Consider the following 26,737-nt stretch of genomic DNA (forward strand, 5'->3'; position numbering starts at 1 on the left):
GTCTTAAGCTGATGGCTTGACCGCACCACGACGGCCGCCCGACTAACCTCGGGCGGCCTGTTGCTGAAAGGCGCCCGGAAGCGCCATCCATCAACCAGCCGGCCCCCACCGGACTGGCCTGAATGCCGAGGAATCCTCCGCACATGCAAGCGAACGTAGGCGCCATCGCCTCCTCCGTGCCCCAGGAAGCGCGCGCCAAGCGCGACGCCCTGCACGACCGCCTGTTCAGCTGGCTGCTCAAGGGCTGCGCCTTGCTGGTGCTGGCCTGCCTGCTCGGCGCCGCTGGCGCCACCCTGTGGGGCGGCCGCCACGCGTTCGGCACGTTCGGCTGGCACTTCCTGGTCAGCGATGCGTGGGACCCCAGTTCCGACACCTACGGCGCGCTCGTGCCGGTGTACGGCACCATCGCCACCTCGTTCATTGCGCTGTTGCTTGCCGTGCCGGTGAGTTTCGGCATCGCGCTCTATCTTTCCGAAGTGGCGCCGCCGTGGCTGCGCACGCCGGTGGCCTCGGCCATCGAACTGCTGGCCGGCATCCCTTCGATCATCTACGGCATGTGGGGCTTGTTCATCTTTGCGCCCTTCTTCGCCGACCATATCAAGCCGTGGTTGACCAACTACCTCGGCGACAAGCCCGACGACGGCAAGCTGTCGTGGGTGGCGCAACACGTGCCCTTCGTCGGCAAGCTGTTCGGCAGCGACTACCCCTTTGGCGCCAGCATCCTCACCGCGGGCATCGTGCTGGCGGTGATGATCATCCCGTTCATTTCCTCGGTGATGCGCGAAGTGTTCCAGACGGTGCCCTCGCGCCTGAAGGAATCGGCGTATGCGCTGGGTTCGAGCACCTGGGAAGTGTCCTGGGACATCGTGCTGCCGTACACGCGCTCGGCCGTGATCGGCGGCATCTTCCTCGGCCTGGGCCGCGCGCTGGGCGAGACGATGGCGGTGACCTTCGTGCTCGGCAACGCGATGAAGCTGTCGCCCTCGATCCTCGATCCGGGCGCGTCCATCGCTTCCACCATCGCCAACCAGTTCAGCGAGGCTGCGGGCCTGCAGAAGTCCACGCTGATGGCGCTGGCCTTCCTGTTGTTCGTGGTGACCTTCATCGTGCTGCTGATTGCGCGCTGGATGCTGCGACAGATGGCCCATAAGGAGGGTCGCTGATGGCCACCGGTTCGAGTCTCTACACGCAGCGCCGCATCAAGAACATCATCGCGCTGTCACTCAGCGTGGTGGCCACGCTGATCGGCCTGATCTTCCTGGCGTGGATCCTGTGGGAAACGCTGCGCCAGGGCATCGGTGCGCTGCGCCCGCAGCTGTTCACCAAGATCACCGCCTATGGCGAGGATGGCGGCCTGCTCAACGCCATGGTCGGCAGCCTGACGGTGAACATGATCGGCATCGTCATCGCCACGCCGATCGGCGTGCTCGCCGGCGCATGGCTGGCCGAGTACGCCAGCGGCACCAAGCTGGGCGAGTCGATCCGCTTCCTCAACGACATCCTGCTGTCGGCGCCCTCGATCGTGCTGGGCCTGTTCGTGTACACCATCGTAGTGTTGCCGAGCACGGCGCTCACCGACGGCTCCACCACCTTCTCCGGTTGGGCCGGCGGCATCGCGCTGGCGCTGATCGCCCTGCCGGTGATCGTGCGTACCTCCGATGAAATGCTGCGCCTGGTGCCTTCCACCCTGCGCGAGGCCTCGCTGTCGCTGGGCATTCCGCAGTGGAAGCTGACCACGCAGATCCTGATCCGCGCCGCACGCTCGGGCATCATCACCGGCGTGCTGTTGGCGCTGGCGCGCATCAGCGGCGAAACCGCGCCGCTGCTGTTCACCGCGTTCGGCAACAACTATCTGACCTTCAACCCGTCGGACAAGATGTCCAGCCTGCCGCAGGTGATCTACCAGTACGCCAACGATCCGGGTGAAGGCCTGCATGCCATCGCCTGGGCCGGTGCCTTCGTGCTCACCATGTTCGTGCTTTTGCTGAGTCTTGCCTCCCGTCTGGTCCTTTCCCGCAACAAGGTGTCCCATGACTGAGTCCGCCGCCGCCGGCATCCACCCGCAGTCCGCGGCCACGCACGCTCCGCTTGCGCCGACCAAGATCAAGGTGCGCGACCTGCACTTCTACTACAACGGTTTCCATGCGCTGAAAGGCATCAACATGGACATCCCGGAGAAGAAGGTCACGGCCATCATCGGCCCCTCCGGTTGCGGCAAGTCCACGCTGCTGCGCATCTTCAACCGCATCTATGCGATCTACCCCAAGCTCGAGGCGAAGGGCGAGATCGTGCTGGACGAGGAGAACATCCTCGACTCGCGTTATTCCATGAACCGCCTGCGTAGCAAAGTCGGCATGGTGTTCCAGAAGCCGGTGCCGTTCCCGATGACCATCTTCGAGAACGTGGCCTACGGCATCCGCCACCACGAGAAGCTGTCGCGCGCCGACATGGACATCCGCGTCGAACAGGCGCTGCGCAGCGCCGCGCTGTGGGACGAGGTGAAGGACAAGCTCAAGCAGAGCGCGCTCGGCCTCTCCGGCGGCCAGCAGCAGCGCCTGTGCATCGCGCGCGGCATCGCACTCAAGCCTGAAGTGCTGTTGCTGGACGAGCCGACCTCGGCGCTCGACCCGATCGCCACTGGCCGCATCGAGCAGCTGGTGGAAGAACTCAAGAGCGAGTACACCATCGTCATCGTCACCCACAACATGCAGCAGGCGGCCCGTTGCTCGGACCTCACCGCCTTCATGTACCTGGGCGAGCTGATCGAATTCGACCGCACCGAACAGATCTTCACCAAGCCGGGCAAGAAGCAGACCGAGGATTACATCACCGGTCGCTTCGGCTAACCGTTATGCTCCCTCTCCCCTCCGGGGAGAGGGCTGGGGTGAGGGGTCACGAAACCTCACCCTCCCCTACTGGACTCACAAGAGAATCCAAATGAGCGGCAGCAGCAAAGAACACATCATCAAGAGCTACGACGACGAGCTGACCCGTCTCACCGGCGAAATCGTCCGCATGGGCGAGCTTGCCGTGAGCCAGCTGGAAGCCGCCATCGACGTGATCGACCGCCGTGACGAGCGCGCTGCGCAGCACGTGGTCAACAACGACGACGCCATCGACCTGCTCGAACAGGAAATCAGCCACGACGTGGTGCGCCTGCTCGCGCTGCGCGCGCCGATCGCCGGCGACCTGCGCAACGTGTTTGCCGCGCTGCGCATCGCAGCCGACATTGAGCGCATCGGCGACTACGCCGCCAACGTGGCCAAGCGCTCCATCCCGCTGTCGATGGTGGCGCCCGTGAGCCCGACCAATGGCCTCGGCTACCTGGCTGAACTTGCCGCGCAGGAAGTGCGCGACGTGTTGATCGCCTACCGCGACCGCGATGCCGAACGCGCCTACCAGGTGTGGAAGGACGATGCCGAGCTGGACGAAGCCTATACCGGCTACTTCCGCCAGCTGCTCACCTACATGATGGAAGATCCGCGCAACATCACGCCGTGCACGCACCTGCTGTTCATGGCCAAGAACATCGAGCGCATCGGCGACCACGCCACCAATATCGCCGAAAGCATCTGGTACCAGGTCAATGGCGAGCCGCTCACGGCGCAGCGCGCCAAGCGCGACTTCACCTCCAATCCTGAGCTGACAAAGCTGGGCAACAAGCCCGAGTAAGGCAACGAGCTGTCCTGTGGGAGCGCACCCTGTGCGCGACTGCCTCGGTTCGCCGGCCGGCAGTCGCGCACAGGGTGCGCTCCCACAATGGTTTCTATCGCCTTGTCAGTGCGCGCCGCCGGTAAGCTTCAACCCCAGCATCCCCAGCACCACCAGCCCTACGCAGGCCAGCCGCAACGGCGAGGCCGAATCGCCAAACAGCACGATGCCGAGAATCACCGCGCCCACCGCACCGATACCGGTCCAGATCGCGTAAGCCGTACCGATCGGCAGGCCCTTCACCGCCATCGCAAGCAGCACGATGCTGGCGATCATCGCCGATGCCGTGATCACGCTCGGCCACAGCCGCGTAAAGCCTTCGGTGTATTTCAGTCCAATCGCCCAGACCACTTCGAGCAGTCCGGCGAGCATGAGATAAATCCAGGGCATGTGGCGCTCCTCTGGATGAGAGCAGGGCCGTCCCCGCTGAAAGCACTTGCGTGCGGGGCCGTCCCCGCAGACCGGTTCCATTGCAGAACCGGTCCCGCCATTTTACCGGCAACGCCTGAATGCAGCGTCAGGGCGTGAACTTGCTGCCTAGCTCGCGGGCTTCGCGGCGTGCCCGGGCCGAATGCACGATGCCAAAGATGCCGATGGCGATCCACGCCACCTCCATCAGCAACGCAGGCCAGTTGATCGCCACGCCAAACAGCAGCGACAACACCACGCCCAGCGCGCCAAACACGTTCATCAGCTGATAGACCAGGCCATTGCCGTGCAGCTTGCGCGCCTGCAACAACAGGAAGGACGACAGCACCAGCACCACGCCGATATAACCGGCCCAGTCATACCAGAAGAACGTCATCGCTTTTCACTCCTTTGTCGCAATGCCTCGAACAACACGATGCCCGTCGCCACGGACACGTTCAAACTTTCCATCACGCCCGGCATCGGAATCTGCGCCACGAAATCGCAGGTTTCACGCGTCAGGCGGCGCATGCCCTCGCCTTCGCTGCCCAGCACGATGGCCACCGGGCCACGCATGTCGATGCTATAGACGGAGGTCTGTGTATCGCCGGCCAGGCCGGTGATCCACACGCCGGCATCTTTGAGCGTGCGCAGCGCACGGGCCAGATTGGTCGCAGCGATCAGCGGCACGCGATCGGCGCCGCCCGCCGAGGCGCGTCGCACCACGGGCGTCAGGCCGACGGCGCGATCCTTGGGCACGATCACCATGGTCGCGCCCGCCGCCGCCGCGCTGCGCAGGCAGGCGCCGAGGTTGTGCGGATCGGTGACGCCATCGAGCACCAGCACTAGCGCGTTCTGCCCGGCCTCGGTGAGAAGCCGCTCGATGTCGTTTTCCGAAGCCATCGGCGGCGCTTCGTAACGCGCCACCACGCCCTGGTGGCGGGCCTCGCCCGACACGCGGTCGAGCTCATCGCGCGAGCGATGATGCACGGGAATATTCAAAGCCTTGGCGCGGGTCGCCAGCTCCTGCACGCGCGCGTTGCGCTGGCCTTGTTCCACCAGCACTTCGCGTACGCGCGCGGCGTCGTTGCTCAGCGCGCCTTCGACCGGGTTGATCCCGACGATCCAACTGTCACTCATCGTTTGCCTTTCTTCTTTCCAGCTGTCGGTGCGTTCGTGGTGTCTTTCGGCGCAGAGGCTTTCGCCTTGCGGCCCTGGGCGGCCGCCTTCGCCTTGGCGAAAGCCCCCTTGGCAGCGGCTTTGGCCTTGGCAAAGGTGCCCTTGCCAACCGGCGCCTTGTCGCCGTCACGTGTGGCGGACTTGCGATCCGCTGGCGGCAACGACGGCAGGGACGCCGCAGGAGTGGGATTATCGCGCGCCGAGGGGCGCTCCGTCCTGCGTTTGGCCTTGGGCAACGAGTAGCGATCCCCGGCTGCAGCGTAGTTGTAGCGGCGCTCGCCGCTGGGTGGGGCCACGCCCTCCTTGCCTTCCTTGCGCGGCGTGACCAGGCGGAAGTCGATCTTGCGGTCTTCCAGGCTCGCCCGCAGCACCTGCACGCGCACGTGATCGCCGAGGCGGAACTGCGCGCCGCTGCGCTCGCCCTTCAGCAGATGGCGCACCGGATCGAAGTGGTAGTAGTCGTTGGAAAGCTGGCTGATATGCACCAGCCCCGACACCTTCGAGTCGTCCAGTTCGACGAACAAGCCGAACGAGGTCACACCGGTGACGGTGCCGTCGAACTCGCTGCCCACATGCTTGGACATCCAGGCGCACTTGAAGCGCTCGTCCACATCGCGCTCGGCCTCTTCCGCACGACGCTCGCGCTGCGAGCAATGCACGGCCATCGCGGCCATCTCGCTCGGGGTATAGCTGTACGCGGTCGGCTTGCCGCCGGCAATGGCGTAGCGGATCGCGCGATGGACCAGCAGATCCGGATAGCGGCGGATCGGCGAGGTGAAGTGCGCGTACGCCTCCAGCGCCAGGCCGAAGTGGCCGCGGTTGTCCGGCTGATACGCCGCCATGCTCTGCGAGCGCAGCAGCACCGACTGAATCAGCTCGCGCTCGGGGCGGTCGTGCACCAGGCGGAGAATGTCTGCGTAGTCACCCGGCGTCACTTCCTCAACCGGCGGCATGCGCAGCTTGAATTCGCGCAGGAAGTTCTGCAGGTCTTCGTATTTCTCAGCCGGCGGGGGTTCGTGCGCACGGAACAGCGCGGGGATCTTTTTCTTTTCGAGGAACAAGGCCGCCTGCACGTTGGCGGCGATCATGCATTCCTCGATCAGCTTGTGCGCATCGTTGCGCTCGGTGGCGCCCATCGATTCCACTTCGCCGCGCTGGTCGAGGCGGAATTTCACCTCGGGCGTTTCAAAGTCGATCGCGCCACGGCGCTTGCGCTGCGCCGCCATCAGTTTGTAGAGGCCGTGCAGATGCTCGATCTGCGGCATCACATCGGCCAGCTCGTGGCGTGCATCGGCATCGTTGAGGCCAATGGCCTGCCACACGCGGTCGTAAGTGAGGCGCGCATGCGAACGCATCACCGCGTTGTAGAACTTCGAGCGGACCACCTCGCCTTCCTCATTGATCACCATGTCGCACACCATGCACAGGCGTTCGACCTTGGGGTTCAGCGAGCAGATGCCGTTGGACAGCGTCTCCGGCAGCATCGGCACCACGAAGCCGGGGAAATAGGTGGACGTGCTGCGCTCGTAGGCCTCCTTGTCGAGCGCCGAGCCCACCTTCACGTAATGCGAGACATCGGCGATGGCGACCACCAGGCGATAGCCACCGCCGCGCTTGGGCTCGGCAAATACCGCATCGTCGAAGTCGCGCGCATCGGCGCCGTCGATGGTCACCAGCGGCAGCGAACGCAGATCCACCCTGCCCTCGCGCTCGGCGGCGGTCACCTGCGGCTCGACCTGGGCCGCGTCGCGTATCACAGCGTCGGGCCAGTCGTGCGGCAGGTCGTGGCTGGCGATCGCCATCTCGACCAGCAGCGACGGCTGCAGGCGTTCGCCGAGCACGGCACGGATCGCGCCCATCGGACCGCGATGCGGCGTCGGCGGATCGGTGATCTCGGCCACCACGATCTGGCCGGAACGGGCGCCCATGTCCTGGCCGGGCACGATCATCACGTCCTGGTGCACGCGGCGGTCATCGGGCGCGACCAGGGTGACGCCGTTTTCGATCACCACGCGACCGACCAGTCGCGGCGAGCGGCGCTGCAGTACTTCGACAATCGCGCCCTGCTTGCGACCGCGCCGGTCGATGCCGACCACGCTGGCCAGCACGCGGTCGCCGTGCAGCACGATGCGCATCTGCTGGGGCGAGAGATACAGATCATCGCCGCCACCATCCGGACGCAGGAAGCCGTAGCCCTCGGCGTTGGCCAGCACCACGCCCTGGATCAGGTCCAGCTTGTTGGCCGGCGCATAGCCGCCGCGACGCCCCAGCAACAGTTGGCCGTCGCGCACCATGGCGCCGAGGCGCTTGCGCAGGGCATTGAGTTCGTATTCGTCAAACAGCGACAGCGCTTCGGCCATGCGCGCTTCGGTCAGCAATTCGCCGCGTTGTTCGAGCAGCGCGAGGATGGCCTCGCGGCTGGGGATGGGGCGCTCGTAACGCTGCGCTTCGCGCTCCGCGTGCGGGTCACCCACCACGCCCTCGCGCGGGCGGCTCGGTTCCACCGCCGAGCGCCGGCCGCGGCCACTGCCGCTCTTGGCGCTCTTGGGCGCGGGCGCCTTGGAACCCGGCTCCGGCTTGCTGCTGCGCGGTTCTTTTTTTCTGGTCACTTCCTATGCCTTTTTAGTTGGTTTTATGGGGCTTGCGGACTCGAGGCGTGTCGGTCCGGAAAAAATCCGTGAAAGGATAGTTGACAACCCACCGACACATGCCTAATCTACGCGGCTCACGCAGCCCAAAAAGCTCACGTGACACCTGCCCAGGTGGCGGAATTGGTAGACGCACTAGTTTCAGGTACTAGCGGGTAAAACCGTGGAGGTTCGAGTCCTCTCCTGGGCACCAATTGTAGACGAAGCCCGCAGCGATGCGGGCTTTTTCGTGTCTGGCGTTTACATGCGCATGCGACACGCCACGCGCATTCACCCAGTCACGCGCAGCGCGTGCAGTCCACCTGCGAGCGAATACACGTTCTGCCTGCCTTCGTCGCGCAACAGGCGCGCGGCATGCCCACTGCGACGGCCACTGGCGCAGACCAGCAGATAACGGCCCTCGATGAATTCTCCTGCCCGTTCGCCGACTTGAGCCGAGGGCACGTGCATCGCACCAGCGACCGGCATCGGATCGCTGACCAGCTCGTCGGCCTCGCGCACATCCACCAGCTGATAGCCGGCGGCGATGGCGTCGTCGAGTCGATCGAACGCCAGATCAATCTCCTGCTCGTCCACCGAACGGGCCAACGCGCGACGCGCCACCTCGATGCAACCGCCATGCGCGGCGCAGCCGTTGGCCATATCGATCGGCAAGTGCTGGATGCTCAGGTCGATCAGATTCACCAGCGACAATGCGCCAGCGTTCGGCTGCGGCAAGCCGAGCAGATATTTCAGCGCTTCAGTGGCCTGCATCGCACCCAGCACGCCGGGCACCGGACCGAGCACGCCTGACAGCACGCAACTGCCTACCGATTCCGGCGATGGCTCCTGCGGCCACAGGCAACGCAGACAGGGCGCACCCGCTTTGGCCGCCACGAACTGCAGCTGGCCTTCGTATTGATAAATGCTGGCCAGGATCAAAGGCGTGCCGCTGATCACGGCGGCGTCGCTGCTGAGATAGCGGCTGCGCATATCGTCGGTGCATTCGATTACCAGATCGAACTGGCCAAACACATCGACTGCATTGCCGGCATCCAGCGGCTGTGTCCACACCTGCACTTTCACCGTCGGATTGAGCGCCGTCACGCGGCGCGAAGCGAGCTCGGCCTTCAACTGGCCGATGTCGTGCGCGTCGTACATGGTCTGCCGATGCAGGTTGCTCGCATCCAGGCGATCGCCATCCACGATGCCGAGCGTGCCGATGCCCGCACCGGCGAGATAACTGATCACCGGACAGCCCAGACCACCGGCGCCGATCACCAGCGCGCGTGAGGATGCGAGCTTTGCCTGCCCTGCTTCGCCAACTTCGCGCAGCCGCGTCTGGCGCGAATAGTCGGGAACGAAGGGTGCGGCATGCGCATGGCGATGATGGTGATGAGCTTCGTGCTCATGCTCGCGGTAGACATGCGTGCAGGCGACCCAGTCCGATTCACCGGTAACGTAGTGTTCCTTCTTCCAGATCGGCAGCCGGTGCTTGATCTCATCGATGATGTAGCGACAGGCGCGAAACGCTTCGTCGCGGTGTGGCGCGGAGGCGCCGACCCATACCGCCATATCGCCGATCTTCAAATCACCTGTGCGATGCACGCAGCGCGCGTCGGTGACGCCGTAGCGCTCGATGGCTTCGGCGACGATGCGCTCGCCTTCGGCGATGGCGAGTTCCGCATAGGCCTCGTAGGACAGCCCGTCGACTTCGCGCCCTTCGTTGCTGTTGCGCACCCAGCCTTCAAACGCGCAATAGCCGCCGCTGGCCGGATGGCGCAGGCGGTCGCGCTGGCCAGTGGTATCGACGATCGTGCTGGCAAGTTCGAAACGACTCATCCGCCAGCCACCGGTGGGATGAAGACGATGGTGTCGCCATCGCGCAGCGGACGCTCCCATCCGCTGAACTGGGCATTGACCGCCACCTTGAGTGCATCGGCCGCCAGCGAGAAGCCTCGGGCGATACGCAGCTCCTCATACAGCTCGCGCAGCGAACCCGCCATGGTATCGACCTGCTCCGCACTGGTGCCGGCCTGCTCGCGCAGTTGCGCGTAGTACTGGAGGTTCACCACCGTCATGCCAAAGACTCCAGACGTTGCTGCATGGCTTGCCGTTCCTCGGGTGTATTGACGTTGTCCAGCGCATCGCCTGGCGCGGGCAACAAGATGATGTTCGATTGCATCAGCGCCTTGCGCGGGCAATAGCTGCCGTTCTCGTAGCGCTGCCGCAGCAGTGCGTGGCTGCGTGGTTCCCAGATGGCGCACAGCGGTTCGGGAAGACCGTCATGGCTGCTGGCGAACACAGTGGCATCGGCTTGCGGATCGCGCGCGTCGATCAGGCGACGCAGCGTGTCGTTGTCCAGCAACGGCAGGTCGCAGGCCAGGACCAGCCATGCGGCATCGGGATGACGTTCCTGGGCGGAGAGGATGCCGGCGACCGGCCCCACCGCGTCGTAGCTGTCCACGATTTGCGGCAGCGTGACGCGCAAGGCGTCGTCGCGCTGGCTCTCGCGCACCGACACAAACGCGCGCTCGGTCACCGATTCAAGCAATCGCCACGCGCGCAATAACTGCGGCTCGCCCTGATAGTCCAGCGCGGCCTTGTCCTGGCGCATGCGCTGGCTCGCGCCGCCGCTCAAAAGCAAACCGTAAAGCGGAGCCGGTGTGTCGCTCATGCTCGCTCCGTCGTCGAGAAATCCTGCTTGCCGCCGCTCTTGGCGACCAGCCGCACTTCCTGGATGACGATGTCGTGCGACATCGCCTTGCACATGTCGTAAATGGTCAGCGCAGCGATGCTGGCGCCGGTGAGCGCCTCCATTTCCACCCCGGTGCGGCCGTTGCAGGACACGGTGCAGTCGATCAGTGCGTGCACGCCTTCCATGCGAATGCTGACGTCGCACTTGTCGATGCTCAGCGGGTGGCACAGCGGAATAAGTTGCGGCGTGGCCTTGGCGCCCATCACGCCGGCGATCTGCGCCACCGTGAGCACCGCGCCCTTGGGCGTGACATAGCCCGCCTCGTGCAGTCGCGCGGCCACCTCGGCAGGGAACGTCACCCGCGCGCTGGCCTGGGCCGAACGGCGCGTGATCGCCTTGGCGCCGACATCGACCATGCGCGGTTGCTGCTCGTCGTCGACGTGGGATAGCTGGGTGGGTATCGCTGTCACGAACAACTCCTGAGTCTGTCCCGATTATCGGTCCAGCGGCGGCGGCAAGGATGAAGAATTTGTGTTTCCCTCACCGTCATTCCGGCGCAGGCCGGAATCCAGTAGCGGTGAGTCGGCTTGTCGCCTGGCGCCCGCTGCGAAAATCGCAACGCGTCGCCACTGGATTCCGGCCTGCGCCGGAATGACGAGCAGGGTGGCCTGCATATTTCCAGCACCCTCACCCCCCGATGTAATGCATCTCGATCTTCCGTGGCGCCTTGCCATGGTGCTCCGCCCGCTCCTCGCTGTAGCGGTCGTGACGGCCCAGCCAGGTCTGGCGCAGCAGTTCGGTCAGCGCCTCGTCGCTGGCGCCCGCGCGCAAGGGGCCGCGCAGGTCGGCGCCCTGGGTGGCGAACAGGCAGGTGTAGAGCATGCCTTCGGACGACAGGCGTGCCCGCGTACAGCCGCCGCAGAACGGCTGGCTGATGGAGGAGATCATGCCGATCTCGCCGGCCCCGTCTTCGAAGCGATAGCGCGTCGCCACTTCACCGGCGTACTTGGGCAGCACGGCGCGCAACGGCCAGCGCGCGTGGATGCGCTGGACGAGCGTCGCCGAGGGCACCACGTCATCGGCGTGCCAGTCGTTGCGATTGCCCACGTCCATGTATTCGATGAAGCGCACCACGATGCCGCTGCCGCGAAAGCGTTCCAGCAGATCGATCACCGTGTGCTCGTTCACGCCGCGCTGCACCACCGTATTGAGTTTCACGCCGTGCGGAAAAGCGGCGTTCTGCGCGGCCTCGATGCCGGCAAGCACATCGTCCAGCGCGCCACGCCCGCCGCTCATGCGGTGGAACAGCGCGGGATCAAGCGTGTCGAGGCTGATGGTGACGCGGTCGAGGCCGGCATCGCGCAATTCGGCGGCGTGCCGCGCAAGCAGCACGCCGTTGGTGGTCAGCGCGAGATCGGTGATGCCATCGAGTCGGCGCAGCCGTTCCACCAGCTCGGCCAGATGCGGCCGCAGCAAGGGCTCGCCGCCGGTAAGGCGCAGCTTGCTCACCCCCAGCGTCGCCGCCAGCCGGCACAGGCGTTCGATCTCATCGAAGCTCAGGCGCTCGTCGTTGCGCAGGAAGTTGAAGTGCTCGCCATAGGTCGATTCGGGCATGCAATACGGGCAGCGGAAATTGCAGCGATCCATCACCGAAATGCGCAGGTCGTGCAGCGAACGGCCGAGCTGGTCGACCGGCCATGCCGAGGTCTGGTTGAGACTGTTGATCGCGCTCATCTCACCACCGATAAAACGCCGCCACGCTTCCCGCAGGCGCCTTGCCCTGGCCGGGCGGCAACTGCACGAATCCCTGCGTGCGCGGCAACGAGGAAAAATCACCCGAGGTCTTGGACGGTACCGGATACGCCATCAACCGTCCCTGAGCATCCGATTGCACGCGCGCTGGCATGAAGCTCGCCAGCTGCGGATTGACGTCCACGTCGCTGTCCAGGCAGACCCATTCCGGCGCCGGGGCGAGCAGACCCTGCGCGGCGAGCAACGCCGGGCGTGCATAGCGCGTGGCGCATACCAGCGCGGAGACCGGATTGCCGGGCAAGGCGAACACTGCCTGGCCGCGCGGACCGACGCCAAACCACATCGGCTTGCCTGGCTTTTGGGCAATGCGATGAAACACCTTGCGCACGCCTTGTGCCACCAGCGCCGCGGGCACATAGTCGCGCTGCCCCATCGAGACGCCGCCAGACAGCAGCAGCACATCATGGCGCTCCAGCAGATGGGCGATGCGCTCGCCGGTGACGGCCTCGTCGTCGACGATATGTTCCATCACCACGCGCGCGAACCCATCCAGCCGCAAGGCGGCGCGTACCGCGCTGTCGTTGGAGCGGCGGATCTGCCCTTCGCCCAGCGGCGCGCCCACCTCCACCAGTTCATCGCCGGTCGACACGATGGCGATCGACGGCATCACCGCCACCGCCACGGTCGCCACGCCGTTGGCCGCCAGCAAGGCCATTTCGGCCGGCCCCAGGCGCATGCCGGGCGACAGCAGCAGGCTGCCCTGTGCGCAATCGGCAGCGCGGCGATGGATGAACTGGCCGGCCACCGGTGCGCAGTCGTCGGACAGCACATAGTCCTCGCCATCGCGCCGCAGTTGCTCGATCGGAATCACGCCATCGGCACCCTCGGGCAGCATCGCGCCGGTGGTGATTTCAAGACAGTCGTTGCCGGAGGGCAGCACTTGCCTGCGCATGCCGGCCATCTGTGCGCCCGCTACGTGCAGGCGACGGGGCATGGCGGCGGACCAGCGGATCGCGATGCCATCCATCATCACGCGGTCGAACGGCGGATGATCGTGTTCGGCGTGCACCGGCTGTCGAAGTACCCGTCCCACCGCCTCGTCCAAGGGCACGCGCTCGCTGCCAAACGAGGGCATATGTTCGGCGATCAGGGCTTCGGCTTGGCTGACGCTGGTCAATTCGCTCATGGTTTGGATCATGCAAAGAAGGGTGACCGCATGGGGTCGAGCATAGCGCGCCTCTCAGATTCCCAGCGCAACGGCTTTCACCTGCGCCCAGGCGTTGCTGCCGGGCGGCAGGCCCAGCGCATGCCATGAACGCCGCGTGATGCGGGCCAGCAACAGGCAGCCGCCGGCGTCCAGTTGCACCAGCACCTGGGAGGAGTGTCCGGCGTCCACGGCCGCGACGATCCGGCACGGCAGCTGGTTGAGCGCACTGGTGCCGGTCTGCGGTGCGGTGCTCAACACCACGTCGCGGGCGCTGATGCGGCAGCGCAAACGCTGCCCCACGCGTTCGTGGCGATAGGGCAACCACAGGCGTCCGCCAGCAAAAGCCAGCTCGATCAGCTGGTCGTGGGCGTCGTAGGCGACCACCTCGCCTTCGATCACGGCTCCCACCGCATCGCCCAGGGCCGGCGGCAGGTCCAGCCGGGTCAAGGTGTCCTGCAGGCCGCCCTGCGCCACCACATGGCCCGCTTCCATCAGCACCAGATGGTCGGCCAGCCGGGCGACTTCGTCCACGTTGTGGCTCACGTAGATCATCGGCACCTGCAGCGTGGCATGCAGGGATTCCAGGCATTCCAGCAAGTCCGTGCGGGCCGGACCGTCGAGCGCGGACAGCGGCTCGTCGAACATCAGCAAGGCCGGATCCGAGAGCAGCGCACGCACCATCGACACACGCTGGCGCTCGCCGCCGGACAGGCCGTCGACGCGACGCTCCAGCAAGGGCCGCAAGCCGAAGCGGTCGATCAGTCCGTCGCGATCCAGATGCGCCGGGCGTCCGGCGCGGCGAAAACCAAAATCCAGATTGCCCGCCACCGAGTGATGGGTGAACAGACTGGCTTCCTGGAACACGTAACCGATGCGCCGTTTATGCGGCGGCACGAACACCCGATGGCTGCTGTCCTGCCACACCGTCTGCCCGAAACTCACCCGGCCGACGGCCTCGCGCTCCAGCCCGGCCATCGCGCGCAAACAACTGGTCTTGCCCGCGCCGGAGGGGCCGAACAAGGCGGTAATGCCCCGCGGCGGCAGGGTCAGCTCGAACTCGAACGCCAGCGCGCCGCGGCGCCAGGCGAGCTTGGCGTCGAGCCCCAGCTGGCTCTCGCCAGCCCGCTCAGTCACGCGCCTGCCTGCGGGTACGCAACAGCGACATGGCAAGCAAGGCGGCAAACGACACCACCAGCAGGCACAGCGACAGCACATTGGCCTGGTGGTATTCGCCCGCCTGCACATGGTCGTAAATACGCATGGACAGCACGCGGGTCTGGCCGGGGATATTGCCGCCGATCATCAGGACCACGCCGAACTCGCCCACTGTGTGCGCAAAGCCAAGCACGGCGGCCGTGATCACGCCGGGCAAGGCCAGCGGCAAGGCCACGCTGAAGAACCGATCCAGCGGACTGGCCCCCAGGCAGGCGGCCACTTCCAGCGGCCGTTCGCCCACCGCTTCAAATGCGTTGTGCAGCGGCTGCACCACGAAGGGCAGCGAATACAGCATCGAGGCCACCACCAAGCCCTGGAAGGTGAATGGCAAGGCTGCCAGGCCAAGCGCAGCAAACGCACCCCCCACCCATCCATCCGGCCCGAGCAGCATCAGCAAATAGAAACCCAGCACGGTCGGCGGCAGCACCAGGGGCAAGGCCACCACGGCAGCGATCGGACGCCGCCAGCGCGAGCGCGTATGCGCCAGCCACCAGGCCAACGGCACGCCCAGCACGAGCAGCAACACGGTGACGGTGGTCGCCAGTCGCAGGGTGAGGCCCAGTGCCTCGATGTCCGCTTCGGTCAACAGGGCCATAAGGGGCGCTCAGTGCGCGGCGTCTTCCGGCAGGTTGAAGCCGTAGCGCGAAAGAATCGCCTTGGCCGGGGCACTCTGCACGTAGCGCGCAAAGTCCTGCGCGAGCGCATTGTTCGCGCCGCGCTGGGTGATCACGAAACTCTGCTTGAGCGGGTCATAGAGCGCGGGCGGCACCGGCTCGAAACTGCCTTTGACCGACGATCCGAGCACCAGCGATTCGGCCACCAAGCCGACCTGAGCGTTGCCGCTTTGCGCGAACTGCGCGGTCTGCGCGATGTTGTCGCCAAACACCAGGCGCGGCTGCACTTTGTCCCACACGCCCGCAGCACGCAGCGCCTGTTCGGCACGCTTGCCGTACGGGGCGTGCTGCGGATTGGCGATGGCGATGCGGCCGAACCGGGGCTGCGCGAGATCAGCCACCTGCACGCCCTTCATGTCGATGCTGGCGCTCCACATCACCAGGTGACCGAGCGCATAAGGCACCGGCGTACCGCTCGCCTTGCCATGCTCGACCAGTTGCTGCGGATAGCTGCTGTCGGCCGAGAAAAACAGCTCGAACGGCGCGCCCTGCTCGATCTGCGTGGACAGATTGCCCGAGGAGCCATAGACCACCTCGACGCGGCTATCGGGATGCTCGTGCCGATACGCCGCCACGACATCGTCGAGCGCCTGATGCAGGTCCGCCGCAGCCGCGACCGTGATGTGATTGTCGGTAGCGGCCGCCATCGACATCGACGATGCCGTTACCGACGCCAATACCAGCAGGCCCTGCCAAAGTCGACGCATCTTTTGTGTCATTCCTGATCGTGGCGGCCGATGCAACGGCCCAAGACTAGCCCAAGCGTAACCAGCGTCATGTCAACGCTACTGCCTCGGCGCGCGACGATGACGGACGCTGTCGCGCACGTCGACATCGAACAGCAGCTCCAGCGGATCGCCCTCTCCGCTTTCCAGCTGGAAGGTCAAACCCTCCCGCGTGGGCAGGCTGGCGGCATGGGTTCGCACCAGGGCTTGTGGGAGGTCGATCGACCAGGCGTCGGGCTGGCCGCTGAAACGAGCGGCCTCGCTGGCCACCGCCTTGAGCGTGCACGACAGCGACAGACTGCTGGTGAAACGGGTACGCGATACCAGGGGCTCGCCAGCGAGCAGCCTGGATAACTCCTCTTCGCCGATACGCACGCGCAGGCTTTGAGCTTCGATCTGCAGTTTCACGATGCGACTCCCGTTTGATCCCATCCAGCGTCCGGGTGCAGGCTGGCGACGGTCACCAATGCGCCGGCCGCCACCTCGACGGCATCCTGCTCGACCACCACCCAGGCGTTGGCCTGAGCGAACGGCTGGATGCGGAAGGGTTGCTGCTGCGCCAGCACGTGCGCGTGAAGTCGTCCCTGCTCATCCTGCGTCACCGAGGCGCGCAGGAAGTGACGCAGGCCCGGCTTGAGTTGTTGAGGCGTGTCCAGCACCGCTCGCCACAAGGGTTCCCGGGCTTGTCCGCGCATGGCGCGCACCACCGGATCGATCAGGAAGCGCAGGCCCACGGCCACGGCCATCGGCGTGCCCGGCAAGGCAAACACCAATGCATCCCCCAGCACCGCAGCAAGTTGCGGCTTGCCAGGGCGGACCGCGAGCTTGTGGAAAAGCACCTGGGCACCGAGTTTCACCAGGGCATCCGGCACGAAGTCGTAGCGCCCCATGGACACGGCGCCCGTACTGACGATGAGATCCACGCCTGCCTGCTGTGCACGCTGTACGGCGGCAACAAAGGTGTGGCTCGTATCGTCCACGGTTTCGCACGACCACACCTGCACGCCCATCGCCGCGAATGCACCAACCAGATAGGGCCCGTTGGAGCCATAGATCTGGCCATCGCCCAGCGGCTGGGTCAGATCGTCCTGCAACTCCTTGCCCGTGCAGATGATGGCGACGCGCGGCGCGCGCAGCACCTCCACCTGGGCCACACCCAACGCCACCAGCAGCATCAGCTGACTGGCCTGGATGCGCGTGCCCGCCTTGATCACCACCGCGCCCTTGGCCACGTCGCTGCCGGCGTAGCGCACATTGGCTTGGGGCGCGACGTCGTCGAGCAGCCGGATGCGTGCAGGCGAACCATCATCACGACGCTCCAGCAGCGCCGTGCGTTCCACCGGCACCACCGTGTCCAGCCCCTGCGGAAGTCGGGCGCCAGTCATGATCTCCCAGGCCATGCCAGCCGAGCCGCGCGAAACATCGCCAGCGGCCTGCGAGCCCTGCACCGCATGCTCGCTGCCGGCGGCCAACGGATCGGCCGCGTGAAGCGCATAGCCGTCCATTGCGGAGTGATCGAACGACGGCAGGTCCATCGAGCTGACGACATCGGCCGCAAGAACTTTGCCCAAGGCATCGGCGGTCTTGCATGACTGCGCCGGCAACGGCCGCACGTGCCGAAGTAGCTCAAGCAGTGCGTCGTCGTAACCGATCATGCGGAAGTCTGGCCTGCGGCAGAGTGAAGTCGCTACATGCTCGGCGTGGTGCGCATCACATTGCAAGAGTTCGATGCGCCTCGGTTGTCACAATCCGTTGCGTTGCAGCAACACAGTTGGTGCCACCTTGGCATAGTTCAGGTTCAAAGAAGATGTGTACGACCATGGTCGGGTGGCGCGACCGACATGGCGGCTCTAAACATCGCGTCTGCCATCCGGCCGCATGGCCGACGACAACCGGGGGAGATGCTCATGGTGGGTGTATCGGAAACCGATGTCCTGACTACGGCCGACACTAAGTCGGCCGTGTTGTCCCGAGAAAGCACGATTGCCGGGCCGCGCTTCAATCGCTGGCTGGTACCGCCGGCGGCCCTGGCCATCCATTTGAGCATCGGCATGGCCTATGGCTTTTCCGTGTTCTGGCTGCCGATGACCAAACTGGTGACGGAAGCGGACCCCGCGATCTGCGCCAAGCTGGGCTTTCTTGCGCAGCTGTTCACCACCGCCTGCAACTGGACGGTGCCGGCGGTCAACCACATCTTTGAAACCTTCATCGCCATGCTCGGCATTTCGGCGGCGATCTGGGGTGCGTGGCTCGAACATGCCGGCCCGCGCAAGGCCGGTTTCATTGCCGCCCTGTGCTGGGGCGGCGGCCTGATCGTCGGCGGCATCGGCGTGTCGATGCATCAGTTATGGCTGGTCTATCTAGGAGCAGGCGTGTTAGGCGGCATAGGCCAGGGATTGGGTTACATCACACCCGTCTCGACCCTGATCAAATGGTTCCCGGATCGACGGGGCCTGGCCACCGGCTTCGCCATCATGGGTTACGGCGGCGGCGCGATGATCGGCGCCCCGCTGGCCGTGGCGCTGATGAAGAAGTTCTCCATCGGCGACGTACCCGGCGTGTCGTCCGCGCTGATGTGCATGGGTGTGATCTACCTGGTGGCGATGGTCGCCGGCGCCTTCGGCTTCCGCGTGCCGCCGTCGGGCTGGCGTCCGCTGGGCTGGACGCCGCCGGCGGCATCGACCAACAAACTGATCACCCATCGCCACGTGCATCTGAACCGCGCCTGGAAAACACCGCAGTTCTGGCTGATCTGGATGGTGTTGTGCATGAACGTCACCGCCGGCATCGGCGTGCTGTCGATGGCCAGCCCGATGTTCCAGGACGTGTTCGGCGGCAAGCTGCTCGGTCTCGATGCCAGTACGGCGCTGAGCGTGGCGCAAAAGGCCGCCATCGCCGCCTCGGCGGCGGGCCTGGTCGGCCTGATCAGCCTGTTCAACAGCCTTGGACGCATCGCCTGGGCCTCGACCTCGGACTTCATCGGCCGCAAGACCACTTACTTCATCTTCTTTGCGCTGGGCATCGCGCTTTATTGCTCGCTGCCGACCCTGGGCCACATGGGCCTGGCGGGCATGTTCGTCATCGCGGTTTGCCTGATCCTGTCGATGTACGGAGGCGGCTTTGCCACGGTGCCGGCGTATCTGTCGGATATTTTTGGCACCCAGATGGTGGGCGCGATCCACGGTCGCCTGCTCACCGCATGGTCGGTGGCGGGCATTGCGGGGCCCTTCCTGATCGCCGCGGTGCGCCAGGCGCAACTGGATGCGGGCGTGGCCAAGAATCTGGTCTACGACCGCACGCTGTATATCCTGGCCGTCCTGTTGCTGGTGGGCATGATCTGTAACCTGCTGATCAAGCCGGTCAAGGAAACTGCGCTGATGAGCGATGCGGAACTTGAGCACGAAAAGTCCCTGCAACACGAAACGCCCGCCATGTCGGCCCGCGCACAGGAAGCAGCGCGCGGACCGTTCGGTGTCGTCGGTGCGGCGTCCTGGGCCTTGGTTGGCATTCCCTTCCTGATCGGCGTATGGATAGCGATTACCAAGGCTGCTGCACTGTTTTAACGCATAGAGAATTTGATTGATGAAACGCGCGGTTACAGGCTCGTCGTTGCCGGATATTCCCGAATCGGTCCGGGTCGTCGTGCTCCAAGTCACAGGGCGTCTGAAGGATTTGCCAGGCGCCCTGCTGCCGGTGCTCCATGGCATTCAGGATGCGCTCGGCTACGTACCTGAAGCCGCCGTGCCCCTCATCGCCCGCGAGATGAATCTCTCGCGGGCTGATGTGCATGGCGTCATCAGCTTTTATCACTACTTCCGGCAGCAGCCGGCGGGCGAGCACGTGATCTATCTGTGCCGTGCCGAGTCGTGCCAGGCGATGGGCGCCGTCACGCTGGAAAAACACGTCAAACAGCGCCTGGGCGTAGACTTTCACGAGACGACCCAGGACGGCCGCTACACGCTGGAGCCGGTCTACTGCCTAGGCAACTGCGCGTGCTCGCCGGCCATGATGGTGGATGGCGAGTTGAAGGGTCGGGTCACGCCCGAACGTTTCGATGCGTGGCTCGCTGCGGAGGTTTCATGAGCTTCACTGTTTTTGTGCCGCGTGATGCCAGTGCCCTTTCGCTGGGCGCTGAAGCCGTGGCCGTTGCCATCACTTCTGAAGCCGAGCGTCGTGGCGTTGACGTCCAAATCGTGCGCAATGGTTCGCGTGGTTTGTTCTGGCTGGAACCGCTGGTCGAGGTGGCGACATCGGAAGGACGCATCGCCTACGGTCCAGTGCAGGTCGAAGACGTCGCTGCACTGTTCGATGCCGACTTTCTGCATGGCGGCGCGCACGCACTCGCGCTTGGCCTCACCGAATCCATTGATTATCTGAAGAACCAGCAGCGCCTCACCTTCGCACGCGTCGGCATCGTCGATCCGCGCAGCCTTGACGACTATATGGCGCACGGCGGCTATCGCGGACTGGAAGCGGCGTTGCGCATGAGCGGCGCCGAGATTGTGCAGACCGTGACCGATTCAGGCCTGCGCGGCCGTGGCGGCGCAGCCTTCCCCACCGGCATCAAGTGGAAGACCTGCCTGGATGCTCAGGCCGTGCAGAAATATGTCGCCTGCAATGCGGATGAAGGCGACTCGGGCACCTATGCCGACCGCATGATCATGGAAGGCGATCCGTTCGTGCTGATCGAAGGCATGACCATCGCTGGCATCGCGGCGGGCGCCACGCGCGGCTACATCTATCTGCGTGTCGAGTATCCGCATGCGCACCATGCGCTGAAGGAAGCCATCGCTGCCGCCGAGGCAAACGGCTATCTCGGCGACAATGTGCGCGGCAGCGGCAAGGCCTTCCATCTGGAAGTGCGCCTTGGCGGCGGCGCGTATATCTGCGGCGAAGAAACCTCGATGCTGGAGTCGCTGGAGGGCAAGCGCGGCCAGGTGCGCGTGAAGCCGCCGCTGCCGGCCATCCATGGACTGTTCGGCAAGCCCACGGTGATCAACAACGTGGTCACGTTTGCTTCCGTACCCATCATTCTCGACAAGGGCGCTGCCTACTACCGCGACTACGGCAGCGGCCGCTCGCGTGGCACGCTACCGATCCAGCTGGCCGGCAATCTCAAACGGCCCGGACTGGTGGAGCGTGCTTTCGGGCTTAGCCTGCGCGAACTGATCGAAAGCTACGGCGGCGGCACCGCCAGCGGCCGACCGGTGCGCGCGGTGCAGGTCGGTGGCCCGCTCGGCGCCTATCTACCTGCATCACAGCTCGATGCACCGATCGACTACGAAGGCTTTGCCGCCATCGGCGGCATGCTCGGCCACGGCGGCGTGGTGGTCTTCGACGATACGGTGAACATGGCGGCGCAAGCGCGCTACGCGATGGAGTTCTGCGCGATCGAATCCTGCGGCAAGTGCACGCCATGCCGCATCGGTTCCACCCGTGGCGTCGAGGTGATCGATCGACTGCTCACCAGCGACAATGCCGGACGCCAACGCGAGGAAGTGCTGCTGCGCGACCTCTGCCAGACCATGGTGGCAGGTTCGCTGTGCGCGCTCGGCGGCATGGCGCCCTTCCCCGTGCTGAGCGCGCTGGACCATTTCCACGAAGATTTCGCGGGCTCGGCGGAGCCGGTGAACTGAGAGACTGCACCATGTCCTGCGTAAACTCTGGCGCCCCACTCACCGTCATTCCGGCGCAGGCCGGAATCCAGGAGCGGCACGGATCGGTCGCCGCGACAGAGCTAGCCGTGCTCTTTTGCGATAACCGCGCACCCTCGCTACTGGATTCCGGCCTGCGCCGGAATGACGGCGAGGGAAATGAACGCTCGGCCAAAAAATTGAAATAGGCCCCCTGGAGTCACCCTATGCTGTCCATCGTCGAAATCGATCTCGGCACACCCAAATCGACATCGCAAACCATGGTGTCGCTGGACATCGACGGCCGCCGCATCGAAGTGCCCGAAGGCACCTCGGTAATGCGCGCTGCCGCGCAGGCCGGCATCAGCATCCCGAAGCTGTGCGCCACCGAGATGCTCGATGCGTTCGGCTCGTGCCGCCTGTGCCTGGTGGAAATCGAAGGCCGCAAGGGCTATCCCGCCTCGTGCACCACGCCGGTGAGCGAAGGCATGAAAGTAGCCACGCAGACGCCGAAGCTTGCCGATATTCGCCGCGGCGTGATGGAGCTCTATATCTCCGATCACCCGCTCGACTGCCTCACCTGCCCCGCCAACGGCCACTGCGAGCTGCAGGACATGGCCGGCGTGGTGGGCCTGCGCGATGTGCGCTACGGCTACGACGGTGCCAATCACGTCAAGCCCAAGCAAACAGACGGCACCGCCAATCCCTTGTTTGCAGCCAAGGACGAATCCAACCCGTATTTTACGTTCGACCCATCCAAGTGCATCGCCTGCTCACGCTGCGTGCGCGCCTGCGACGAAGTGCAAGGCACCTTCGCGCTGACCATCCAGGGTCGCGGCTTTGAGTCCAAGGTTTCGGCCAGCCAGAACAACCGCTTCCTGGATTCGGAATGCGTCTCCTGCGGCGCCTGCGTACAGGCCTGCCCCACGGCGACCCTGTCGGAAAAATCGCTGATCGACAAAGGCCAGGCCGAACACAGCGTGATCACCACCTGCGCGTACTGCGGCGTCGGCTGCAGTTTCCGGGCGGAGATGAAAGGTCAGGACATCGTGCGCATGGTGCCAAACATGGACGGCCATGCGAACCATGGTCACTCCTGCGTGAAGGGCCGCTTCGCGATCGGCTATGCCACGCATCCGGATCGCATCACCACGCCGATGATCCGCGCCAAGATCTCCGACCCGTGGCGCGTGGTGAGCTGGGAGGTAGCGATCGGCCACGTCGCCAGCGAGTTCAAGCGCCTGCAGGCGACCTACGGTAAGCACAGCATCGGCGGCATCACCTCTTCGCGTTGCACCAATGAGGAAACCTATCTGGTGCAGAAGCTGGTGCGTGCCGGCTTCGGCAACAACAACGTGGACACCTGCGCGCGCGTCTGCCATTCGCCCACCGGTTACGGCCTCAAGGCCACGCTCGGCGAATCGGCCGGCACGCAGGATTTCGATTCCATCCGCAGCACCGACGTCGTGCTGGTGATCGGTGCCAACCCCACGGATGCCCACCCGGTGTTCGGCTCGCAGATGAAGCAGCGCCTGCGTGCCGGGGCCAGGTTGATCGTGGTCGATCCGCGCCGCATCGATCTGGTGCGCACGCCGCATATCAAGGCCGACTATCACCTGCGGCTGCGCCCGGGCACCAATGTGGCCCTGCTCGATACGCTGGCCCACGTGATCGTCACCGAAGGCCTGGTCGACGAGGACTTTGTCGCACAGCGATGCGAACCCGAAGCGTTCGCCAAGTGGCGCGCGTTCGTGTCGCAGGAAAAATACAGTCCCGAGGCCATGGAAAGCGTCACTGGCGTGCCGGCAGACTTGGCGCGCGGCGCTGCCCGCCTCTATGCCACCGGCGGCAACGGTGCCATCTATTACGGCCTGGGCGTCACCGAACACGCACAAGGTTCGACCTCGGTGATGGCGATTGCGAACCTCGCCATGGCCACCGGCAATATCGGCCGCGAAGGCGTGGGCGTGAATCCGCTGCGTGGACAGAACAACGTGCAGGGCTCCTGCGACATGGGCTCGTTCCCGCACGAATTCCCAGGCTATCGCCATGTCAGCGACACCACCGTCCGCCAGTCCTTCGAGCAGGCCTGGGGCGTGCCGCTGCTGGGCGAGCCCGGTCTGCGCATTCCCAATATGTTCGAGGCCGCGATGGATGGCAGCTTCAAGGGCTTGTACATCGAAGGCGAGGATATCGCGCAGTCCGATCCCGATACCCAGCACGTCACCGCTGCGCTGACCTCGATGGAATGCATCGTGGTGCAGGACTTGTTCCTCAACGAGACGGCCAAGTTCGCGCATGTCTTCCTGCCCGGCAGTTCGTTCCTGGAAAAGGATGGCACCTTCACCAATGCCGAGCGGCGCATGTCGCTGGTGCGCAAGGTGATGGAACCCAAGGGCGGCTACGCCGACTGGGAAATCACCCAGTTGCTGGCGCAGGCCATGGGCTATCCGATGAACTACACGCATGCCTCGCAGATCCTCGACGAAATCGCAGAACTGACTCCGACGTTCCATGGGGTCAGCTTCGACAAGATCGAAAAGCTGGGTTCCGTCCAGTGGCCGTGCAACGACGAGCATCCCGACGGCACGCCGGTGATGCATGTCGATGAATTCGTGCGCGGCAAAGGCCGCTTCATGCTGACGGAATACGTGGCGACCACCGAGAAAGTGAGCGCCGAGCACCCGCTGATCCTCACCACCGGCCGCATCCTCAGTCAGTACAACGTGGGCGCCCAGACACGCCGCACCGCCAACGTGATGTGGCACGACGAAGACCGCCTCGAAATCCATCCGCATGATGCTGAGGAACGTGGCATCGTCGACAACGACTGGGTCGGCATCGTGAGCCGCGCCGGTGAAACGGTGCTGCGCGCAGTCGTGTCCGAGCGCATGCAGCCCGGCGTGGTCTACACCACCTTCCACTTCCCGGGCTCCGGCGCCAACGTGATCACGACCGAGAATTCGGACTGGGCCACCAACTGTCCCGAATACAAGGTGACCGCAGTGCAGGTGACCCGCGTCAACCAGCCGTCCGAGTGGCAGAAGCGCTATCGCGCCTTCACCGAGGCGCAGGAAGCGTTGCTCGAACAATCGGCGAAGCCCGCTTGACCATGGCTGACGAAGACGAAGCGATGCGCGGCTATGCCGTGCGTGCCGTCGACCGCTGGCGCAATGGCGAGGCGACGCACGAAGAGGATTTCGTCGCCGAAGAAATACCCATCGCCATGAACTACAACGGCGCGACCTTCGCCGTGATGATGGCGACGCCGCACGACCTGGACGATTTCGCGCTGGGCTTCTCGCTCACCGAACGCCTGATCAGCGAGCCCGCGCAATTGCTGCAATTGGAAGTGCACGCCTTGCTGGAAGGCATCGAGCTGGCCATGCGGGTCACCGACAATGCGCATGGCGCCCACCTCGGCCGCGAGCAGGAACGCCTGCTGCCCGGCCGTAGTGGTTGCGGCATCTGCGGTACGCGGGATCTGGAGAATGCTGTTCGCCACGATGGCTCCGTGGGCGACGGCCCCACCGTGACGCGCGAGGCGCTGGAAATCGCCCTGCACGAACTCAAGAGCCGCCAACCGGTGAACCTCGCGACGGGTGCGGTGCACGGAGCCGCCTGGGCCGACGCGTCAGGCCGCATCCTGCTGGTGCGCGAGGACGTTGGTCGCCACAACGCCTTGGACAAGCTGATCGGCGCGATCACACGTGCGGGCATCGACGTCAACGAAGGCTTTGCCGTGGTGACCAGTCGCGCCAGCTACGAAATGGTCACCAAGGCCGCCAGCGCCGGCATCGCCATGCTTGCCGCCATCTCCGCACCCACCGCGCTCGCAGTCGAACTGGCGCGCAGCGCCGGCATCACCCTGGTGGGTTTTGCGCGGCCCGGCAGCCACAATATCTACAGCCATCCCGGCCGCCTGCTGCCGCCGGTGTCAGAGTAAGCACGATGCGCATCGAACGACTCGTCACCATGGCGAACGACATCGCCACCTATTTCACCGTCGAACCCGATCACGCGGCGGCGGTGATCAGCGTGCGCGACCACCTCAAGCGGTTCTGGGATCCGAGCATGCGGCGACAGTTGAAGGCCTATGTCGCGGAAGGCGGCGAGGGTTTGATTCCGCTCGCGCGAGAAGCTGTGAGTGAGTTGGAGCTGCCACCGGTAGACGTGCGCTAAACCTGCGACACCTTGTGGGAGCGCACCCTGTGCGCGACCGCGGCACAACGGCGGCAACGCTCCGTCAGGTTGTCGCGCACAGGGTGCGCTCCCACATGGCGCTTCGCCTCGTCACGGACGCGTGGTCGTCCCACCATCGACGACTTCAATCGCCGTCACGTTCCGCACCCAGCGCGCCGGCCGCTTATCCCCCGGCACCAGCAAGCGCACCGGACCATCCTTGTCCAGCGCCTTGCCATCGCGCATATCCACCAGCAGCACCTGCGTATGCCCCAGCGTGGGATCAAGATCCGCCAGCCCAAACACCACCTGATACTGATCAGCCGCCGTCACCCGCACGAACGAAGCCAGCGCGCGGCCACGCAACGGCTTGTCCAGCGACACGCCTGCCCGCGCCAGCACATCTTCCAGCTTCACGCCCCGCCACTGGCTGGCCGCCTCATCGTGCGCGGACGCCGTGACTTCTTCATGCGGCATCGCGGCCAAGGCCTTGGCATCCAGCGATAGTGCTGGCTTGCCCGCGACCGATACTTCTATGGCTGTCGGCGCAGCGGACGAAGGTGCGTCAGCGCCATGGGCAAAAAGGACCACCCAAACCCCAAGCAACAGAGCACTAAGGGCATATCGATGCCACCTGCGGATTGCCATGCCTAGCTCCCTATGTGCGGTGAATTCACGCGGCTTTCACCGCTGCGGAAAAACGTGAAGCGTACACTCGACTTGTTG

Annotated in this window: 26 protein-coding genes and 1 tRNA gene; 11 read left to right on the plus strand and 16 right to left on the minus strand. The window is 65.0% G+C overall.

All coding sequences use genetic code 11. From position 1 onward, the window contains the following. Positions 1 to 143 precede the first annotated feature (143 nt). The 4 genes from pstC (at position 144) to phoU (ending at position 3,672) form a co-directional block, all read left to right on the plus strand. The gene (gene pstC, locus AB4Y82_RS00840; protein ID WP_441603515.1) at positions 144 to 1,163 is read left to right on the plus strand and encodes a phosphate ABC transporter permease subunit PstC; all 1,020 of its coding nucleotides are present in this window, start codon (positions 144 to 146) and stop codon (positions 1,161 to 1,163) included. Continuing rightward, positions 1,163 to 2,038, plus strand: coding sequence for a phosphate ABC transporter permease PstA (pstA, locus tag AB4Y82_RS00845; RefSeq protein WP_441603516.1), 876 nt, complete (start codon positions 1,163 to 1,165; stop codon positions 2,036 to 2,038). Before pstC ends, pstA begins: the two co-directional genes overlap by 1 nt. Then, entirely contained in the window at positions 2,031 to 2,846 is an 816-nt protein-coding gene (gene pstB / locus AB4Y82_RS00850; protein ID WP_121879214.1) for a phosphate ABC transporter ATP-binding protein PstB, read from the plus strand. Before pstA ends, pstB begins: the two co-directional genes overlap by 8 nt. 91 nt (positions 2,847 to 2,937) lie before the next feature. Then, positions 2,938 to 3,672 (plus strand): phosphate signaling complex protein PhoU, encoded by a 735-nt coding sequence (phoU, locus tag AB4Y82_RS00855; protein WP_121879212.1) that lies wholly within the window; start codon positions 2,938 to 2,940, stop codon positions 3,670 to 3,672. Positions 3,673 to 3,777: 105 nt separating this feature from the next. On the opposite strand, the gene sugE is transcribed toward phoU, so the two are convergent. The 4 genes from sugE to rnr all read right to left on the minus strand — a co-directional run bounded on the left by sugE (position 3,778) and on the right by rnr (position 7,907). Continuing rightward, positions 3,778 to 4,101, minus strand: a complete 324-nt coding sequence (gene sugE / locus AB4Y82_RS00860) for a quaternary ammonium compound efflux SMR transporter SugE (RefSeq protein WP_441603517.1) — start codon at positions 4,099 to 4,101, stop codon at positions 3,778 to 3,780. A 127-nt stretch (positions 4,102 to 4,228) separates the two neighbouring features. Next, positions 4,229 to 4,516: a CBU_0592 family membrane protein gene (locus AB4Y82_RS00865; RefSeq protein WP_046970454.1), complete on the minus strand. Its 288-nt coding sequence runs from the start codon at positions 4,514 to 4,516 to the stop codon at positions 4,229 to 4,231. Beyond that, a complete protein-coding gene (gene rlmB / locus AB4Y82_RS00870) occupies positions 4,513 to 5,259 on the minus strand; it encodes a 23S rRNA (guanosine(2251)-2'-O)-methyltransferase RlmB (RefSeq protein WP_441603518.1) in 747 nt (248 codons plus the stop codon). Before rlmB ends, AB4Y82_RS00865 begins: the two co-directional genes overlap by 4 nt. Then, positions 5,256 to 7,907, minus strand: a complete 2,652-nt coding sequence (gene rnr, locus AB4Y82_RS00875; RefSeq protein ID WP_441611070.1) for a ribonuclease R — start codon at positions 7,905 to 7,907, stop codon at positions 5,256 to 5,258. Before rnr ends, rlmB begins: the two co-directional genes overlap by 4 nt. A 147-nt stretch (positions 7,908 to 8,054) precedes the next feature. Here rnr and AB4Y82_RS00880 point away from each other — a divergent pair. After that, positions 8,055 to 8,139, plus strand: a tRNA-Leu gene (locus tag AB4Y82_RS00880). A 77-nt stretch (positions 8,140 to 8,216) separates the two neighbouring features. Here AB4Y82_RS00880 and AB4Y82_RS00885 read toward each other — a convergent pair. The 11 genes from AB4Y82_RS00885 to AB4Y82_RS00935 form a co-directional block, all read right to left on the minus strand. Then, on the minus strand, positions 8,217 to 9,767 hold the full coding sequence (locus AB4Y82_RS00885) for a ThiF family adenylyltransferase (protein WP_441603520.1): 1,551 nt from the start codon (positions 9,765 to 9,767) through the stop codon (positions 8,217 to 8,219). Next, positions 9,764 to 10,006 (minus strand): MoaD/ThiS family protein, encoded by a 243-nt coding sequence (locus AB4Y82_RS00890; RefSeq protein ID WP_441603521.1) that lies wholly within the window; start codon positions 10,004 to 10,006, stop codon positions 9,764 to 9,766. The genes AB4Y82_RS00885 and AB4Y82_RS00890 overlap by 4 nt, the downstream gene beginning before the upstream one ends. Continuing rightward, entirely contained in the window at positions 10,003 to 10,602 is a 600-nt protein-coding gene (locus AB4Y82_RS00895) for an NTP transferase domain-containing protein (RefSeq protein WP_441603522.1), read from the minus strand. Before AB4Y82_RS00895 ends, AB4Y82_RS00890 begins: the two co-directional genes overlap by 4 nt. Beyond that, positions 10,599 to 11,084, minus strand: a complete 486-nt coding sequence (gene moaC / locus AB4Y82_RS00900; RefSeq protein WP_441603580.1) for a cyclic pyranopterin monophosphate synthase MoaC — start codon at positions 11,082 to 11,084, stop codon at positions 10,599 to 10,601. Before moaC ends, AB4Y82_RS00895 begins: the two co-directional genes overlap by 4 nt. 226 nt (positions 11,085 to 11,310) lie before the next feature. After that, positions 11,311 to 12,357, minus strand: coding sequence for a GTP 3',8-cyclase MoaA (gene moaA / locus AB4Y82_RS00905; protein ID WP_441603523.1), 1,047 nt, complete (start codon positions 12,355 to 12,357; stop codon positions 11,311 to 11,313). Position 12,358: 1 nt separating this feature from the next. Beyond that, entirely contained in the window at positions 12,359 to 13,561 is a 1,203-nt protein-coding gene (locus AB4Y82_RS00910) for a molybdopterin molybdotransferase MoeA (RefSeq protein WP_441603524.1), read from the minus strand. 54 nt (positions 13,562 to 13,615) lie between these two features. After that, complete coding sequence (gene modC / locus AB4Y82_RS00915; RefSeq protein WP_441603525.1) at positions 13,616 to 14,716, minus strand: molybdenum ABC transporter ATP-binding protein; 1,101 nt, start codon at positions 14,714 to 14,716, stop codon at positions 13,616 to 13,618. Beyond that, positions 14,709 to 15,392 (minus strand): molybdate ABC transporter permease subunit, encoded by a 684-nt coding sequence (modB, locus tag AB4Y82_RS00920; protein WP_441603526.1) that lies wholly within the window; start codon positions 15,390 to 15,392, stop codon positions 14,709 to 14,711. Before modB ends, modC begins: the two co-directional genes overlap by 8 nt. Positions 15,393 to 15,401: 9 nt before the next feature. Beyond that, the gene (gene modA / locus AB4Y82_RS00925) at positions 15,402 to 16,178 is read right to left on the minus strand and encodes a molybdate ABC transporter substrate-binding protein (protein ID WP_441603527.1); all 777 of its coding nucleotides are present in this window, start codon (positions 16,176 to 16,178) and stop codon (positions 15,402 to 15,404) included. A 78-nt stretch (positions 16,179 to 16,256) separates the two neighbouring features. Next, positions 16,257 to 16,604, minus strand: a complete 348-nt coding sequence (locus AB4Y82_RS00930; protein WP_441603528.1) for a DUF7009 family protein — start codon at positions 16,602 to 16,604, stop codon at positions 16,257 to 16,259. Beyond that, positions 16,601 to 17,851 carry a molybdopterin molybdotransferase MoeA gene (locus tag AB4Y82_RS00935; RefSeq protein ID WP_441603529.1) on the minus strand — a complete coding sequence of 417 codons (1,251 nt, stop codon included), beginning with the start codon at positions 17,849 to 17,851 and terminating at the stop codon, positions 16,601 to 16,603. Before AB4Y82_RS00935 ends, AB4Y82_RS00930 begins: the two co-directional genes overlap by 4 nt. Before the next feature lie 252 nt (positions 17,852 to 18,103). Here AB4Y82_RS00935 and AB4Y82_RS00940 point away from each other — a divergent pair, with 252 nt between their 5' ends. The 6 genes from AB4Y82_RS00940 to AB4Y82_RS00965 all read left to right on the plus strand — a co-directional run bounded on the left by AB4Y82_RS00940 (position 18,104) and on the right by AB4Y82_RS00965 (position 26,011). After that, positions 18,104 to 19,759, plus strand: coding sequence for an OFA family MFS transporter (locus AB4Y82_RS00940; RefSeq protein WP_441603530.1), 1,656 nt, complete (start codon positions 18,104 to 18,106; stop codon positions 19,757 to 19,759). 19 nt (positions 19,760 to 19,778) lie between these two features. Continuing rightward, the gene (locus tag AB4Y82_RS00945) at positions 19,779 to 20,279 is read left to right on the plus strand and encodes a formate dehydrogenase subunit gamma (RefSeq protein WP_441603531.1); all 501 of its coding nucleotides are present in this window, start codon (positions 19,779 to 19,781) and stop codon (positions 20,277 to 20,279) included. Beyond that, the gene (locus tag AB4Y82_RS00950; protein WP_441603532.1) at positions 20,276 to 21,832 is read left to right on the plus strand and encodes a formate dehydrogenase beta subunit; all 1,557 of its coding nucleotides are present in this window, start codon (positions 20,276 to 20,278) and stop codon (positions 21,830 to 21,832) included. The genes AB4Y82_RS00945 and AB4Y82_RS00950 overlap by 4 nt, the downstream gene beginning before the upstream one ends. 224 nt (positions 21,833 to 22,056) lie before the next feature. After that, positions 22,057 to 24,939, plus strand: a complete 2,883-nt coding sequence (gene fdhF, locus AB4Y82_RS00955) for a formate dehydrogenase subunit alpha (RefSeq protein WP_441603533.1) — start codon at positions 22,057 to 22,059, stop codon at positions 24,937 to 24,939. 2 nt (positions 24,940 to 24,941) lie between these two features. Beyond that, complete coding sequence (gene fdhD / locus AB4Y82_RS00960) at positions 24,942 to 25,775, plus strand: formate dehydrogenase accessory sulfurtransferase FdhD (protein WP_441603534.1); 834 nt, start codon at positions 24,942 to 24,944, stop codon at positions 25,773 to 25,775. Positions 25,776 to 25,780: 5 nt separating this feature from the next. Continuing rightward, entirely contained in the window at positions 25,781 to 26,011 is a 231-nt protein-coding gene (locus AB4Y82_RS00965; protein WP_441603535.1) for a formate dehydrogenase subunit delta, read from the plus strand. Positions 26,012 to 26,122: 111 nt separating this feature from the next. On the opposite strand, the gene AB4Y82_RS00970 is transcribed toward AB4Y82_RS00965, so the two are convergent. After that, on the minus strand, positions 26,123 to 26,659 hold the full coding sequence (locus AB4Y82_RS00970; RefSeq protein WP_441603536.1) for a molybdopterin-dependent oxidoreductase: 537 nt from the start codon (positions 26,657 to 26,659) through the stop codon (positions 26,123 to 26,125). Positions 26,660 to 26,737: the final 78 nt, after the last annotated feature.

Source organism: Dyella sp. 2YAF14 (assembly GCF_052114725.1).
Taxonomy (GTDB): domain Bacteria; phylum Pseudomonadota; class Gammaproteobacteria; order Xanthomonadales; family Rhodanobacteraceae; genus Dyella.